Source organism: Pseudomonas sp. Sample_9 (assembly GCF_004307535.1).
Lineage (GTDB): Bacteria > Pseudomonadota > Gammaproteobacteria > Pseudomonadales > Pseudomonadaceae > Aquipseudomonas > Aquipseudomonas mercuritolerans.
Genome location: NZ_RAZO01000489.1, coordinates 1 through 14,483, shown reverse-complemented (window position 1 = coordinate 14,483; position 14,483 = coordinate 1). Strand labels below are relative to the sequence as shown.

13 protein-coding genes are annotated in these 14,483 nt (G+C 60.6%); 2 read left to right on the top strand and 11 right to left on the bottom strand.

Features of this window, described 5'->3' with window-relative positions; all coding sequences use genetic code 11:
• Nucleotides 1-14: 14 nt before the first annotated feature.
• From D6877_RS27875 to D6877_RS27865, 3 genes are all read right to left on the bottom strand, one after another.
• On the bottom strand, nt 15-1,406 hold the full coding sequence (locus D6877_RS27875) for a Fic family protein (protein WP_130912768.1): 1,392 nt from the start codon (nt 1,404-1,406) through the stop codon (nt 15-17).
• 712 nt (nt 1,407-2,118) lie between these two features.
• On the bottom strand, nt 2,119-5,187 hold the full coding sequence (locus D6877_RS27870) for an efflux RND transporter permease subunit (protein WP_130912767.1): 3,069 nt from the start codon (nt 5,185-5,187) through the stop codon (nt 2,119-2,121).
• 6 nt (nt 5,188-5,193) lie between these two features.
• Entirely contained in the window at nt 5,194-6,294 is a 1,101-nt protein-coding gene (locus tag D6877_RS27865; protein ID WP_041478148.1) for an efflux RND transporter periplasmic adaptor subunit, read from the bottom strand.
• Nucleotides 6,295-6,388: 94 nt separating this feature from the next.
• Here D6877_RS27865 and D6877_RS27860 point away from each other — a divergent pair, with 94 nt between their 5' ends.
• A complete protein-coding gene (locus D6877_RS27860; RefSeq protein WP_024011757.1) occupies nt 6,389-7,024 on the top strand; it encodes a TetR/AcrR family transcriptional regulator in 636 nt (211 codons plus the stop codon).
• A gap of 107 nt (nt 7,025-7,131) precedes the next feature.
• Here the strand turns inward: D6877_RS27860 and D6877_RS27855 are convergent, their stop codons facing one another.
• On the bottom strand, nt 7,132-7,911 hold the full coding sequence (locus tag D6877_RS27855) for a class I SAM-dependent methyltransferase (RefSeq protein WP_178083765.1): 780 nt from the start codon (nt 7,909-7,911) through the stop codon (nt 7,132-7,134).
• Nucleotides 7,912-8,006: 95 nt separating this feature from the next.
• On the opposite strand from D6877_RS27855, the gene D6877_RS27850 reads away from it, so the two are divergent.
• Nucleotides 8,007-8,627: a hypothetical protein gene (locus tag D6877_RS27850; protein ID WP_056783179.1), complete on the top strand. Its 621-nt coding sequence runs from the start codon at nt 8,007-8,009 to the stop codon at nt 8,625-8,627.
• Between the two features lie 3 nt (nt 8,628-8,630).
• Here D6877_RS27850 and D6877_RS27845 read toward each other — a convergent pair whose 3' ends face one another.
• The 7 genes from D6877_RS27845 to D6877_RS27815 all read right to left on the bottom strand — a co-directional run.
• The gene (locus tag D6877_RS27845; protein ID WP_130912766.1) at nt 8,631-9,323 is read right to left on the bottom strand and encodes an extensin family protein; all 693 of its coding nucleotides are present in this window, start codon (nt 9,321-9,323) and stop codon (nt 8,631-8,633) included.
• Between the two features lie 2 nt (nt 9,324-9,325).
• Nucleotides 9,326-10,162, bottom strand: coding sequence for an isocitrate lyase/phosphoenolpyruvate mutase family protein (locus D6877_RS27840; protein ID WP_130912765.1), 837 nt, complete (start codon nt 10,160-10,162; stop codon nt 9,326-9,328).
• Between the two features lie 30 nt (nt 10,163-10,192).
• Nucleotides 10,193-11,053, bottom strand: a complete 861-nt coding sequence (locus tag D6877_RS27835; RefSeq protein WP_130912764.1) for a DUF72 domain-containing protein — start codon at nt 11,051-11,053, stop codon at nt 10,193-10,195.
• Complete coding sequence (locus tag D6877_RS27830; RefSeq protein ID WP_130912763.1) at nt 11,053-11,361, bottom strand: hypothetical protein; 309 nt, start codon at nt 11,359-11,361, stop codon at nt 11,053-11,055. Before D6877_RS27830 ends, D6877_RS27835 begins: the two co-directional genes overlap by 1 nt.
• A gap of 223 nt (nt 11,362-11,584) precedes the next feature.
• Entirely contained in the window at nt 11,585-12,259 is a 675-nt protein-coding gene (gene tsaB / locus D6877_RS27825; protein ID WP_130912762.1) for a tRNA (adenosine(37)-N6)-threonylcarbamoyltransferase complex dimerization subunit type 1 TsaB, read from the bottom strand.
• A 95-nt stretch (nt 12,260-12,354) separates the two neighbouring features.
• On the bottom strand, nt 12,355-13,005 hold the full coding sequence (adk, locus tag D6877_RS27820; protein ID WP_024011750.1) for an adenylate kinase: 651 nt from the start codon (nt 13,003-13,005) through the stop codon (nt 12,355-12,357).
• Nucleotides 13,006-13,305: 300 nt separating this feature from the next.
• Nucleotides 13,306-14,483, bottom strand: a 1,178-nt coding sequence (locus D6877_RS27815; protein WP_130912761.1) for a phosphoenolpyruvate carboxylase, incomplete at its 5' end; no start/stop codon positions are given.

Genomic DNA, 14,483 nt, shown 5'->3' with positions numbered 1-14,483 from the left:
GTGTTTGGTACGCTTTAAGTCGTTACAACATGGGGGCGATTCAATTCGCTCCCATGCTTGCCTCCACGTAAAGAACTACGTAAAAAAAACACCCACTCCCGCCCCATCTTCCTTCTCTCAAAAAGCTGCAATTGGTCCAGCCCTTCCAGAATCGACGCCGCCTCGCTACCCGAGCAGGAAAAGTTTTCCGCGACATTGCTCGCCGTAAACTCCTTCGCCTCCCCGCTTTTAGCCACCTGATACACCGCGCGCTGCCGTTCCGTCAGTTGAGCAATTACGCCAGAGCTCGTCAGCCAGCGCTGAAAGTCCTGAGTGTCTGCCAGACTCTTGCGGTACACAGTTGTAAAACCGACCACGGCTCGCAAAACAACCGCGCATTGAAACTCGATGAAATAAGTCAGATCCAGCTCATCTGCCTCGGTGTGCAGGTAGGAGCGTCCGTATTTCACCGGTGCATTGCGCAGCAGCAGACTGATCGCAATGTAGCGAAACGCCGCGAACTCATGTTTGAACATGAACCAGTAAAACAAGGCTCTCGCGACCCGCCCGTTACCATCGCGAAATGGATGTTCATAACCCATGGCGAAATGCAGCGTCACGGCCTTGATCAGCGGATGCAGATAATTTTTGTCCAGAATCGAGGCAGCGGGCCGGTTGATCCAGGCGGACAACCTCGCCAACCGCGCAACCAATCCTGCAGCAGGAGGTGGTCGGTGCACAGTGTTGCCTGAACCATCCTGAACAACCACCTCATCATTGGTCCGGAACAATCCGGGGGAATACTGCTCGTCGTCGATCCCCTCCACACCCACTCGATGGATCTCTGCAATCAGCTCAATGCTCAGAGGTTCATAACGCTTTTCCCAAGCGAAATTCATCATTCGATAATTACCCATGACCATGCGCTCATCCGGCGTCCGCGGCTGGCGCTGATGCTTGAGCATGTCCTTGGCAACACGAGTAGTGGTCGCCGCGCCCTCCAACTGGCTACTGGCGATGGCTTCGTCTTCGATCAGGTCATTGAGCAGACAGGAAAAATGCGCCCGCTCGCCGATCTGACTGGTCATGTAATCCAGCGCGGCCGTACTGGCGTAACGATCCACCACAGCCAAGGTTTTCTGCGCCAACGGCGTTGGCACGTATTTGCCCCACTGCACCGGCTCGCCCAACGGCAACAAATGAATGTACTGGGCCGCCCGCGCCTTCTTCACCAACGCCCAACAAAGGTTCGCGTCCAACCCTACCGCCCAGCGAAAGCGCAACGCCTCGAATGGCAAGTAGCGCCCCTGATCATCGAGCGGCTTGAGCAGCGCCAGATAATCCGCAAGTCGTTGCTTGTGTGGCGAGCGGGCCAACAGGTCGAAAACAGGATCCGTTCTGCCGGCTAATGTCGGTGGTTTCTTCATCAGACAGACTCAAGGACTCGGAAAAGCAGAACCCGGAGTACAGCATTGGACGGCCAGCGCCTCAAGATCGGAGGATTCTGAAAAAGCTGTAGGAAGGCAGCGTGAATTGGCGATTCGAAATGAATTGGCTGTCAGACCGCCTTCGCGAGCAGGCTCGCTCCCACAGGAGATCGATTACATCTGATGCCGAGTGGTTGGCCGAGAGGGCGCCATCGCGAGCAGGCTCGCTCCTACAATTGGAATCGTGGCATCCGGGAAAATCTGGTCGGCTGTCAGGCCGCCTTCGCGAGCAGGCTCGCTCCTACAAAAGCAAAAGCAAGCAGCGCAGCTGCCCGCGGCAACGCCGCCCCACTCAACAATGAGCGCAAGCTCGAGTGCTTTTGATCTTGATCCACCGGCGACGTCGGAAGGCTGAGTGGAGGGATTGATCCGGGTGTGGGAGCGCAGCGACCGTCTGGCGCAGCCAGACACAGCGGAAGGAGGTGCAGCGAAGCAAACCGTAGCCGCTGCGCCCGGATCGATCCCGCAGCGAAGGAACCCGAGCCTGCGAGGGCCGAACGTAGGAGCAAGCGTTTTGGGTTACCTTTTTGGCGTTTGAAAAAGGTGACCCGCCGTAAGGGCGGAACCGTAATCAGCAACACCCACAGGAACGGATATACACCCAAAACACCCAAGTCATGGTCGGCCCGAAGGCCGCCACGACACAAAAACCTCAAGCCTCCTTACGCACCCGAAACCAGGCCGCATACAACGCCGGCAAAAACAACAGCGTCAGCGCCGTAGCCACAATCAGCCCGCCCATGATCGCCACCGCCATCGGCCCGAAAAACACACTGCGCGACAGCGGAATCATCGCCAGCACCGCCGCCAGCGCCGTCAACACAATCGGCCGGAACCGCCGCACCGTAGCCTCGATAATCGCCTGCCAGGGCCTGAGCCCCGAAGCGATATCCTGCTCGATCTGATCGACCAGAATCACCGAATTGCGCATGATCATCCCGGACAATGCGATGGTCCCGAGCATCGCCACAAACCCGAACGGCTGCCTGAACACCATCAGAAACAACGTCACCCCGATCAAGCCCAACGGCGCAGTGAGAAACACCATCGCCGTACGCGAGAAACTGCGCAACTGCACCATCAGCAAGGTCAGCACCACGACAATGAACATCGGCACCCCGGCATTCACCGACTTCTGCCCGCGCTCGGAATCCTCCACCGTGCCGCCGACATCCAGCAGATAACCATCGGGCAACTCAGCGCGAATCGGTTCCAGCGTCGGCATGATCTGCTTCACCAGCGTCGCCGGCTGCTCCTTGTCATAAATATCTGCGCGCACCGTCACGTTCGGCAGGCGATTGCGGTGCCAGATGATGCCCTCCTCGAAGCCATATTCCAGCGTGGCAATCTGCGACAACGCCACACTGCGACCGTTATCCGTCGGCACCGCGAGACTCGGCAACAACGACAACTCAGTGCGTTCATGCACGGTGCCGCGCAGCAGAATCTCGATCAATTCGTTGTCTTCGCGGTACTGGCTGACCGTCGAGCCGACCAGTGAACTTTGCAGGAATTTCGCCAGATTGGCGGTACTCACGCCGAGGGCGCGCGCGCGATCCTGGTCGATGTTCAGGTAGACGACTTTGCTCGGTTCTTCCCAATCCAGGTGCACGTTGACCACATGCGGATTCTCGCGAACCTTTGCTGCCACCTTGCGCGCCAATGCACGGACTTCTTCGATGTGCTCGCCAGTGACGCGGAACTGCACCGGATAGCCAACCGGCGGGCCATTTTCCAGACGCGTGACGCGCGAACGCAGGGTCGGGAATTGCTCGTTGAGGGTTTCGATCAACCAGCTGCGCAACGCTTCACGCTCTTCGATGGTTTTCGCCAACACCACAAACTGGGCAAAACTCGCCGCTGGCAGTTGCTGATCCAGCGGCAGATAGAAACGCGGCGAACCGGTGCCCACATAGGCGACGTAATTGTCGATGCCGGCGTGCTCCTTGAGCAGCGCTTCGAGGCGTTTGACTTCACTGGTGGTGTTGGCCAGCGAAACACCTTCGGCCAGTTTCAGGTCGACCATCAACTCCAGCCGGTTCGAAGCCGGGAAGAACTGCTGCGGGACGAAGCGGAACAACACCACCGAGGCGATAAACAGGCCCACGGTGAGCACGATCACCGTCTTGCGATGCGCCACGCACCACTCCACCAGACGCCGCACGCGCTGATAAAACGGCGTGGCATACGGATCAGGCTGACCATGGCCAGTACCGTGTTTTGCCGCGTGAATTTTCGCCAGATCCGGCAGGAGTTTTTCCCCCAGGTACGGCACGAACATCACCGCCGCGACCCATGAGGCGAGCAAGGCAATGGTCACTACCTGGAAAATCGAGCGGGTGTATTCGCCGGTTCCGGACTGCGCAGTGGCAATCGGCAGGAAGCCGGCGGCGGTGATCAACGTGCCGGTGAGCATCGGGAATGCGGTGCTGGTCCAGGCATAACTCGCCGCGCGAATGCGGTCGAAGCCCTGCTCCATTTTGATCGCCATCATTTCCACGGCGATGATCGCGTCGTCCACCAGAAGCCCCAGCGCCAGCACCAGCGCACCGAGGGAAATCTTGTGCAGGCCGATGCCGAGGTAATACATGCAGGCGAAGGTCATCGCCAGCACCAGCGGAATGGTCAGTGCGACGACCATGCCGGTGCGCACACCGAGGGAGAAGAAGCTCACCAGCAAGACGATCGCCAGCGCCTCAACCAACACCTGAACGAACTCGCCGACGCCGGTTTTTACCGCTGCCGGCTGATCGGACACCTTGCGCAGCTGCATGCCGGCCGGGAGGTTTTTCTGAATGCGCGAAAACTCGCCTTCCAGCGCTTTGCCCAGGACGAGAATGTCGCCGCCGTCCTTCATCGCCACGGCCAGACCGATCGCATCGTCGCCCATGAAACGCATGCGCGGCGCCGGTGGGTCGCTGAAACCGCGACGCACATCGGCAATATCGGAGATACGGAACGTACGATCGGCGACGCGGATCGGAAAGTTCTTTATCTCATCGACTGTCTGAAAATTCCCCGAGACGCGTAGCTGCAAGCGCTCGCTGCCGGTTTCGAAGAACCCCGCCGTGGACACCGCGTTCTGTTCCTCCAGCGCCTGCTGCACCGCCGCCAGCGGCAAGCCGAGGGTGGCGAGCTTGACGTTGGACAGCTCGACCCAGATTTTCTCGTCCTGCAACCCAAGCAATTCGACCTTGCCGACATCCTTGACCCGTTGCAGCTGGATCTGGATGCGGTCGGCGTAATCCTTGAGCACCGCGTAGTCAAAACCGTCGCCGGTCAGCGCATAGATATTGCCGAAGGTGGTGCCGAACTCGTCGTTGAAAAACGGCCCCTGGATTCCCGGCGGCAGGGTCTGGCGAATGTCGCCGACCTTCTTGCGCAACTGGTACCAGAGGTCGGGGATGTCCTTGGAGTGCATCGAATCGCGGGCAATGAACGTGACCTGGGATTCACCGGGGCGGGAGAACGACATGATGCGTTCGTACTCGCCGGTTTCCATCAGCTTCTTTTCGATACGTTCAGTGACCTGGCGCGAGACCTCCTGCGCGGTCGCACCGGGCCAGCGGGTCTGAATGACCATCGCCTTGAAAGTGAACGGCGGGTCTTCGCTCTGGCCGAGCTTGGTGTAGGACAACGCGCCGACAACGGCAAGCAAAAGCATCAGGAACAGTACGATCTGGCGATTACGCAACGCCCATTCGGAGAGGTTGAAGCGCATCGGGGCTTACTCCTTGTTTGCCAGATTGACCACACGGTTGGAGCGATCCACCGGCCGCACCTGCTGGCCGTCGAGGAGCACATGAACGCCGGCAGCCACCACCCAGTCGCTGGCATTCAAGCCTTCGAGCACCGCCACGCTTTTCTCGCCGAACGGACCGACCCGCACTGGGGTTTTCTTCAACGTGTTGTTGCCGTTGACCACCCAGACGTAAGTCGCACCGTTTTCAGCGGTCAGCGCGGAAAGCGGTATCGACAACGAGACACTGTCGGCCGATTGCACAAACACCCGGGCGCTCTGCCCCAGTTCAGCCGGCACTTTGCCGCTGGTGAACGAGATCCGCGCAGCAAAAGTGCGTGAACGCGGGTCGGCGGACGGCGACAACTCGCGGATCTGCCCGGCGAAGCGTTGATTCTGCTGTGCCCACAATTCCACGGTGACCGGCTGACCGACCTTGAAGCGGCCGAAGCTTTGCTCCGGCAGGCTGATCAACACTTCGCGCTCACCATCGGTGGCGAGGGTGAACACGGTTTGCCCGGCAGCGACCACCTGACCGACTTCCACCGAACGCTTGGCCACCACACCGTCCTGTGGCGCACGCAGCACCGCGTAACTGGCCTGGTTGGTCGAAACGTTGAATTCGGCTTTGATTTGTTTAAGGCGGGCTTCGCCGGAGCGATATAGATTTTCGGCATTGTCGTAGGCCGAGCGGCTGACCATCTGCCGATCCATCAGGGTTTTATAGCGATCGCGCTCGGCGCGCACCAGATTCAGATTGGCCTCGGCGGCGGCGACCTGCGCGCGGGTGGCTTCCAGCTGCAGGCGCACATCCTGCGGATCGAGTTCGGCCAAGGGCTGATCGGCCTTGACGCGCTGGCCTTCGTCGACCAGTCGTCGGCTGACTTTGCCGCCGATGCGGAATGCCAGATCAGGCTCATAACGGGCACGCACCTCGCCCGGATAACTTTCCATCGCCTGCGCCGAAGGCTCGGGCTGTACCACCATGGCCGGGCGTACGGTGACTTTGGTCACCTCTTCCTGACCGCACGCCGATAACAGGAACGCCAGACTGACTGGCACGGCAAAGGACAACGCATGGCGGAACATGGTGACGGACCTTTCGCGAATGAGGCTTGGAATATTTATACTGGCGGGTATGGTATTAATAGCAAACTCACCAGTCCAGTATTAAAAGCGAAGAATGTCGAACAATCTTTCAGCTCCAAACGGCCCGGGCCGCCCCAAGGATCTGGCCAAGCGCCAAGCGATCCTCGATGCGGCGAAAACCCTGTTTCTCTGCCATGGCTACGCCAACACCAGCATGGACGCGGTTGCCAGCGAGGCCGGCGTGTCGAAGCTGACGGTCTACAGCCATTTCAACGACAAGGAGACGCTGTTCTCCGCTGCTGTCGTCGCGAAATGCGAGGAACAATTACCGCCGCTGTTCTTCGAATTGCCGGATGGCATCGCGGTGGAAAATGTATTGCTGAACATTGCCCGGGGCTTCCATCAACTGATCAACAGCGATGAATCAGTGAACCTGCACCGCCTGATCATGGCGCTGGGCAGTCAGGACCCGAAGCTGTCTCTGATTTTCTTCGAGGCCGGCCCCGAGCGCGTGGTCAACGGCATGGAAGGTCTGCTGGCGAAAATCCATGCGACCGGCGCGCTGAGCATCGACCAGCCACGCAATGCCGCCGAGCACTTCTTCTGCCTGATCAAAGGCGCGGGGAATTTCCGTTTGTTGTACGGCTGCGGCGAGCCGCTGACTGGAGAGGCAGCGGAACGGCATGTGCGCGAGGTGGTGGGGTTGTTTATGCGGGCTTACAAACCCTGACTGTTTTGCGGTGCTTGTGCAGACCGCTTCGCGAGCAGGCTCGCTCCCACACTGGAATGCATTTCAACTGTGGGAGCGAGCCTGCTCGCGAATGGGGCGACGCGGTCTCAGGGCTTCAGCGCTTTTTTCGGATAAATGTCATACCGGCTCGATTTGCCATCCAGCGCATGGCTCGGTTTCGGCCCTTCGATGCACGGTGCCTTGCGCGGGCGCTTGACCACCACCCGGTGCGTGGCCAGTGCCAGTGCGGCTTCAAGCAGGGCCGGGGCATCCGGATCATCGCCGACCAGCGGGCGGAACAGGCGCATCTCTTTTTTCACCAGCGCGGTTTTCTCGCGATGCGGGAACATCGGGTCGAGATAGATCACCTGCGGCGCCTCCCCTTCCCAACTGCGCATCACTTCGATGGAATTGCCCTTGAGCAGTTTCATCCGCGCCACGATCGGCGCTACATCGAAATCTTCTGCCGCCCGCGCCAAGCCGTCCTCAAGCAGTGCGCCGATCAGCGGCTGACGCTCGATCAGGCTCATTTCACAACCGAGACTGGCCAGCACAAACGCATCCTTGCCCAAGCCCGCCGTGGCATCGAGCACCCGCGGGCGCACGCCTTGGGCGATGCCGACAGCCTTGGCAATCATCTGCCCGCTGCCGCCGCCATACAATCGACGATGCGCCGCGCCGCCTTCGACGAAGTCGACCCGCACCGGTCCAGGCGCATCCGGGCCGAGCTGCTGCAACTGCAAACCCTGTTCGCCGACCTGCAAGGCGAACTCACCGTCCGCCTCGCCGAGCGGCAGGCCGAGACGTTCGGCCCAGTGTGCGGCTTGCGTTTGAAACGCTGGGGCGAGGGCCTGGACATGGATGCGGCAGGCCGCGGGTGACTCGATCATGAAAAAACGCTCAAAAAAGTTAAGGATCGACAAAAACCGCCGATAAACCATTCAACGCGCATTTTGCCAGAGCTGAGCGTCAACCGAAAAAAATGTCAGGCATTCTTCCCACATCGATTGGCTACGTTTCGCCCCATGGCGACTTCAGCCGTCATAACACTCAAGCACTGAGCGGCGTCAGTCACCTGTGGCAGGATTTCTTTGCCCAGGCCCTGGCCGAACAGACGAGTGAAGTGGTGCCTGCCTGTGGCACGTTTCCACCGGTTGACCTGAACAGCCCGGAAGAACCGACCGTTGGCAGCGAGCTGCACGCGCACATCGTCAGCCAGCGTGAGTGCGACGTGGTCGAAACCCAGGTTCGCCCGCCGGAGCCACTGTTCCTGCCGATCGCCGAATTCGAAATGGAGCTGCTGGACAAGCCGTTCCCACCGTTCCCGCCAGAAGAACTCAAGGCTCAGCAAGAGCAACAGGATTTCGACAGCAGCTGGGTACGCCCGATTGTGATCAACAATGGCCAGCCAGTGCCGGAGCCAGGCCCTGCTCCGCAGAAACGTCCGCTGTACCTGCCGATTGCCGAGTTCGACCTGGACTTGCTGCAGAAGCCTTACCCGCCGTTCCCGCCGGAAGAAATCGTCGAGCAACAGAAAGCTCTGGACTTCGATAATGGCTGGGCTCGCCCGATCGTTCTGCAGAACCTGCGCCTCGCCGCCTGATCCTCAGCGACACACGCTCCAGCGCCCGACATCGACATGGAAGTGATTGCGATGAGCGGCGTTGTAGTCCGGGCTCAACACCACACTGAATGACTCGCAGGCGCCGTCACGCAGCTGGCGCAGAAACTCTGCGTCCTGATTCTGCTTGGGCCAATCCTTGAGCACGCTGATCGTGCGCCCGTCAGACAGGCGGAAACCGGCGATGTCCAGCGCGTCGGCACTCGCGTGTCGGCTAAGGGCACCGCTCTCACGGTTGTAAACATTGCGACAGGCAAAGCTGCCGAGGTGATCGACCCGCGCGATTTTCTGGCCGTAAACCGATTGCGCCGCCGGTTGCAGGGTGTGGTGTTCAAACATTGCGTAGGCCACCGCCAGCGGGCAACTGGCGATGAAACTGCTGCTCAGCGCCACTTCACCGCCCTGCACCCGCAGAGCACCGATCAGCGGACACTTGGCGCCCGGGCTGTCGGCCTGGGGACTGACGCGCAGATCCGAGCTGCTCAATGCCTGTGCGCAAAGCTCGGGATCACTGCGCAGGCGCATGAGTTTGTAACCGGTCAGCCAGTTGGGCGCGGCTTTTATGTCCAATGGCGCCCACGGGTTCCACTGCGGCGGCACCTCCAGCCAGCCGCGCCAGACACTGACCGCCGCACCGCCGATCGCCAGCAACAGCACCCAGAAAAGCCAGCGCCCCATGCTCAGTCCTTGAAGAATTGATTGGCCTTGGCGTACGGCATCGACTGCGACGTAAAGCCAAAGGTGCCGGCCTGTTGGATCTCTTCCGCCGCGCGGAAGAACTCGCCGAACGCCGCCAGCGCCAGAGCAGAGCCGGTGCTGATGCGGCGTACGCCCATTTCCTCGAGCTGCTGCACGGTCAGTTTCAAACCGCCAGACATCAACACATTGACCGGTTTCGGTGCCACCGCTTGCACCACTGCACGCACTTCTTCGGCGCTGCGCAAACCCGGCGCGTAGAGCACGTCGGCACCCGCTTCGGCAAATGCCTGCAAGCGGCGAATGGTGTCGTCGAGATCGGGATTACCGTGCAGGTAATTTTCCGCGCGAGCCGTGAGGATGAAGGGAAACGGCAAGGTGCGCACCGCCGCGACGGCGGCTTCAATCCGTGCGACGGCGTGTTCGAAGCAATAGATCGGCGCATCCGGGCGCCCGGTCGCGTCTTCGATCGACCCGCCCACCGCGCCCGCCTCGGCGGCGCGCAACAGACTCTGCGCGGACTCCAGCGGATCATCGGCAAAGCCGTTTTCCAGATCCACCGCCACCGGCAGATCCGTCGCCGCGACAATCGCGCGGACATTGGCCAGGGTCTCGTCGAGACTCAACGCGCCATCAACCTTGCCCTGGGAAAACGCGTAACCGGCGCTGGTGGTGGCCAAGGCCTGATAGCCAAGACTGGCGAGCATCTTCGCCGAGCCGGCATCCCACGGATTGGGGATGACGAAGATCCCCTGGCGATCATGCAGGGCCTTGAAGGCTTGGGCTTTGAGGAGTTGGTGTTGACTGACTTGGACGTTCATCGACGGGCTCCCCGGCAGAAAAAACCCGCCTCAGAGCAAGCCAAGCTGCTCGGCGGCGGGTTCTCTGTATAGCTCAGGCAGCGCGGGCAAGCCAGGCAAACGTTGCATCAGTTGTGCGTGAAAACGTTGCGCCAGTTTCGCTGCCAACAGGTTGTCGGCGGTATGCAGAAAGACGTAGGGCGTGCGGCCCTCTTCGATCCATTCAGCAATTTTCACCACCCACGGCACGAGAAACGCATCGTTGGCCTCAAGCTCGGGATGGCCGATGAAACGCACCTGCGGAAACTGCGTGAACGCCGCCGGACGGGTCGGCACTCGGGGCTTTTTCGACTGCGCGTGGATCACCGAGGACTCGGTCGACAAGCAGCTGAACAGCGCGCGCGGGTCAAGACAGATGCGCTCGACACCGCGATCCAGCAACAGACGATTGAGCAGACGCTCGCTCTCGCCCTTGGCGAAGAACTGTTCATTGCGCACCTCGACCGCAAGCGGGCAATCCAGCGCATCGATAAACGCCGCGAGCTCCGGCAGACGCTGCGGCGTGAAGCTTTTCGACAGTTGCAGCCACAGCGGCGAAACACGTTCGCCCAACGGCTTGAGTAATTGCAGGAAGGTTTCCGCAGCGGTCAGTTGCTCGCGCAGGTCACCACTGTGGCTGATGTCGCCGGGGAATTTGGCAGTGAAGCGAAAGTGCGCCGGCATGATCTCGGCCCAGCGCTGCACAGTGGCTGGCGACGGACTGGCGTAGAAGGTGGTGTTGCCTTCGACGGCGTTGAACACCTGGCAGTAGAGAGCGAGAAAGTCGGAGGTTTTTGCGTCTACCGGATACAGATACTCGCGCCAGGCATTTTCGCTCCAGGACGGGCAACCGAGGTAGTAAGGCAGATCCATCAGATATACAGATCGAGGCCCAGCACGTCTGCGTCCCAATCGACAAAACCGGCGGTGCTGAGGTAGCTGGCCAGGGCCATGGCTACGCTTTTCTTCATCGCGCGGTGGTAAATCATGTCTTGCTGACGGGCAGGCAGGTTGCTCAGGCGTTGCGCGGTAGCTTGGGCTGCACGGGCGGCCATCTGCTCTTCGCTCGGGAATTCCAGCTCGCCGTCGATAATCTCGACGGACTCATCCAGCGCCGCATTGCCTTTTCGCGGCTTGCGCTTGATGGGGTAGGACTGAGTGGAAACGCCGTCTATACGCATAATGTCATGCTCGGTATCAATGATGGCAATTTAGCGGCACTTGACCGACTTAGCAAACCGCCGAGTGATAACTAGAACACATAAAGCGCAAAAGGTTTTAAGGGCGGGGGCAGAAACTGACGATTGGCGAATGGAAGATCAAAAGATCGCAGCCTTCGGCAGCTCCTACAGGGAAATGCATTCCAAATGTAGGAGCTGCCGAAGGCTGCGATCTTTCGAGGTATCAGCGGGCTTTCGGGGTGGCAACTTTATCGCGCAGGTAGACGGGCTGGGCGTCATCCGCCGGGATCGCCTCGCCGCGCTCCCAGGCAAAACGCGCGAGCGTTAGCAGGTCTTCGGCGTGGGGCAGCATGCCGGCGTCGGAGCCGCTTAGATTGACCGCAATGCGCTCGCCGTAGCCCCAACCGGTACCGGCACCGAACCAATCGCCACTGGCATCAGCGGGCAACGCGGCAACTTCCGGCGGCAACACCGCTTCGGCACCGACCAGACGCATCTCCCCCGCCGTCTCGCGGTAGCAGCCCCAATACACTTCATCCATCCGCGCATCGATGGCGGATGCCACCTGGCTTGCGCCGTGCTCACGAAAGGCACGCTGTGCCAGCACGGCAAGGTTGGATACCGGCAATACCGGACGATCCAGAGCAAAGGCCAAACCCTGCACCACACCGATGGCAATGCGCACACCCGTGAACGCGCCCGGGCCACGGCCGAAGGCAATTGCGTCGACCGCTTGCAACGTGGTGCCCGCATCGGCGAGCAATTGCTGGATCATCGGCAGCAGCTTCTGCGCATGCAGACGCGGGATCACCTCGTAATGGCTCGTGACCTTGCCGTCATGCAGCAAGGCAACGGAGCAAGCTTCAGTCGCGGTGTCCAGGGCCAGCAAGGTGCTCATCGATGTTTCCAAAACAGGGGTGGGGAAAAAAGTGCGTCAGTATAAACAACTACGGCCCGCAAGCGGGCCGTGGATGATGCAGCCGATCAGACTTTTCAGCTCAGCGCGGCCAACACCTTGGCGGTGATTGCATCGACCGAACCCACGCCTTCGATGTGGCTGTACTTTGGCTTACCGCCGTTGTTGGCGGAAAGGTTTTTATAGAAATCCACCAGCGGTTTGGTCTGCGAATGGTAGACCGACAGGCGATGACGCACGGTTTCTTCGGTGTCGTCCTTGCGCTGCACCAGCTCTTCGCCGGTGATGTCGTCCTTGCCAGCCAGTTTCGGCGGGTTGTAGACGATGTGGTAAACGCGGCCGCTGGCTTCGTGAACACGGCGACCGGCGATGCGCTGGACGATTTCTTCGTCTTCTACAGCGATCTCGACCACGGCATCCAGCTCGACGCCGGCAGTGACCAGTGCTTCAGCCTGCGGAATGGTGCGCGGGAAGCCGTCGAACAGGAAACCGTTGGCGCAATCAGGTTGAGCGATGCGGTCCTTGACCAGCGCGATGATCAGGTCATCCGACACCAGGCCGCCGGCATCCATGATGCTCTTGGCTTGCACGCCCAGCGGAGTGCCAGCCTTGACCGCAGCGCGCAGCATGTCGCCGGTGGAGATTTGCGGAATGCCGAATTTCTCGGTGATGAACTTTGCCTGAGTACCTTTACCGGCCCCGGGAGCTCCCAGCAGAATGACGCGCATCGATGTGCTCCTCAATTTTTTATATAAAAGCTTTACAAAACAAAGGATTCGCTCGTAACCGGCGGATCCTGAAAATACGGGTCGTGGCCGCACAAACGGCCAAAGGCTGATCAAGATACACAGCAGGCTGCGCCCACACAAGACGCCAAAAGTCGGAGAAACCGACGCCCGCCGTGACCTCGCGACGCGGTAACCCAAGTCGCAACCCCAACATTAACTGTCGCCTCGCGGCACTTTCCTACTGCAGGAGAAGCGGCATCCGAGCCTTGTCGCGAATGCCGCCAGAGGTGCTCAGCAACCTTAGCCGGTATTGCGCAATCCGGCAGCAATCCCCGCTACAGACACCAGCAGCGCCTGTTCCACCGGGCTGCCCTGCTCGACTTCCTGCTGCCGCGAACGCGCCAACAGCTCGGCCTGCAATAGATGCAGCGGGTCGAGGTAGGTGTTGCGCAAGCGGATGAATTCGAGGGTGTCGGGGCTGTGCGCCAGCAGCTGCGACTGCCCGGTCAGGCCCAATACTACGGAGCATGCCTGCGACAATAGGTCGCGTAACTGCGCGCCCAACGGCAGCAGATCGGCTTCGACCAAACGTTCGTCATAGGACTGCGCGATATCCGCGTCGGCCTTGGCCAAGACCATTTCCAGCATGTCGATACGAGTGCGGAAAAACGGCCACTGTTCGCGCATCTGCCCCAGCAACTCACCTTCGCCACGCTCCAGCGCCTTGCTCAGCGCAGTCTCCCACCCCAGCCAGGCCGGCAGCATCAATCGGGTTTGGGTCCAGCCGAAGATCCACGGGATCGCCCGCAGGCTTTCGATACCGCCGGCACGGCGTTTGGCCGGGCGACTGCCGAGCGGCAAACGTCCCAGCTCCTGCTCTGGGGTCGACTGACGGAAGTACTCAACGAATTGCGGATTTTCCCGCACCACCTGGCGGTAAGCGCTGACACCGTCCGCCGCCAATTCGTCCATCAGATGGCGCCATTCCGGAGTCGGCGGCGGCGGTGGCAGCAAGGTCGCTTCGAGCACGGCGGCCAGATACAGATTGAGGTTTTGCTCGGCGATGTCCGGCAGGCCGAATTTGAAACGAATCATTTCGCCCTGCTCGGTGGTGCGGAAACGTCCCGCCACCGAACCCGGTGGTTGCGACAGAATCGCCGCGTGTGCCGGACCGCCGCCACGGCCAACGGTGCCGCCGCGACCGTGGAACAGCAGCAGTTCGACTTGCTGCTCACGGCAGATTTCCACCAGGCGCTCCTGCGCGCGATATTGCGCCCACGCAGCAGCGGTGGTGCCGGCATCCTTGGCAGAGTCGGAATAGCCGATCATCACTTCCTGCGGGCCGTGCAGGCGCGCGCGGTATCCCGGCAGCAGCAACAGCCGTTCCATCACCGGCCCGGCGTTGTCGAGGTCGGCGAGGGTCTCGAACAGCGGCACCACGCGCATCGGCCGCAGAACGCCGGATTCCTTGAGCAGCA

Coding starts and splice junctions, on each gene's coding strand:
- D6877_RS27840 (WP_130912765.1), bottom strand. CDS start 10,162: ATGAACGTCCAAGTCAGTCAACACCAACTCCTCAAAGCCCAAGCCTTC.
- D6877_RS27845 (WP_130912766.1), bottom strand. CDS start 9,323: ATGGGGCGCTGGCTTTTCTGGGTGCTGTTGCTGGCGATCGGCGGTGCG.
- D6877_RS27865 (WP_041478148.1), bottom strand. CDS start 6,294: ATGTTCCGCCATGCGTTGTCCTTTGCCGTGCCAGTCAGTCTGGCGTTC.
- D6877_RS27860 (WP_024011757.1), top strand. CDS start 6,389: ATGTCGAACAATCTTTCAGCTCCAAACGGCCCGGGCCGCCCCAAGGAT.
- D6877_RS27830 (WP_130912763.1), bottom strand. CDS start 11,361: ATGCGTATAGACGGCGTTTCCACTCAGTCCTACCCCATCAAGCGCAAG.
- tsaB (WP_130912762.1), bottom strand. CDS start 12,259: ATGAGCACCTTGCTGGCCCTGGACACCGCGACTGAAGCTTGCTCCGTT.
- D6877_RS27870 (WP_130912767.1), bottom strand. CDS start 5,187: ATGCGCTTCAACCTCTCCGAATGGGCGTTGCGTAATCGCCAGATCGTA.
- D6877_RS27875 (WP_130912768.1), bottom strand. CDS start 1,406: ATGAAGAAACCACCGACATTAGCCGGCAGAACGGATCCTGTTTTCGAC.
- D6877_RS27850 (WP_056783179.1), top strand. CDS start 8,007: ATGTCAGGCATTCTTCCCACATCGATTGGCTACGTTTCGCCCCATGGC.
- adk (WP_024011750.1), bottom strand. CDS start 13,005: ATGCGCGTCATTCTGCTGGGAGCTCCCGGGGCCGGTAAAGGTACTCAG.
- D6877_RS27835 (WP_130912764.1), bottom strand. CDS start 11,053: ATGGATCTGCCTTACTACCTCGGTTGCCCGTCCTGGAGCGAAAATGCC.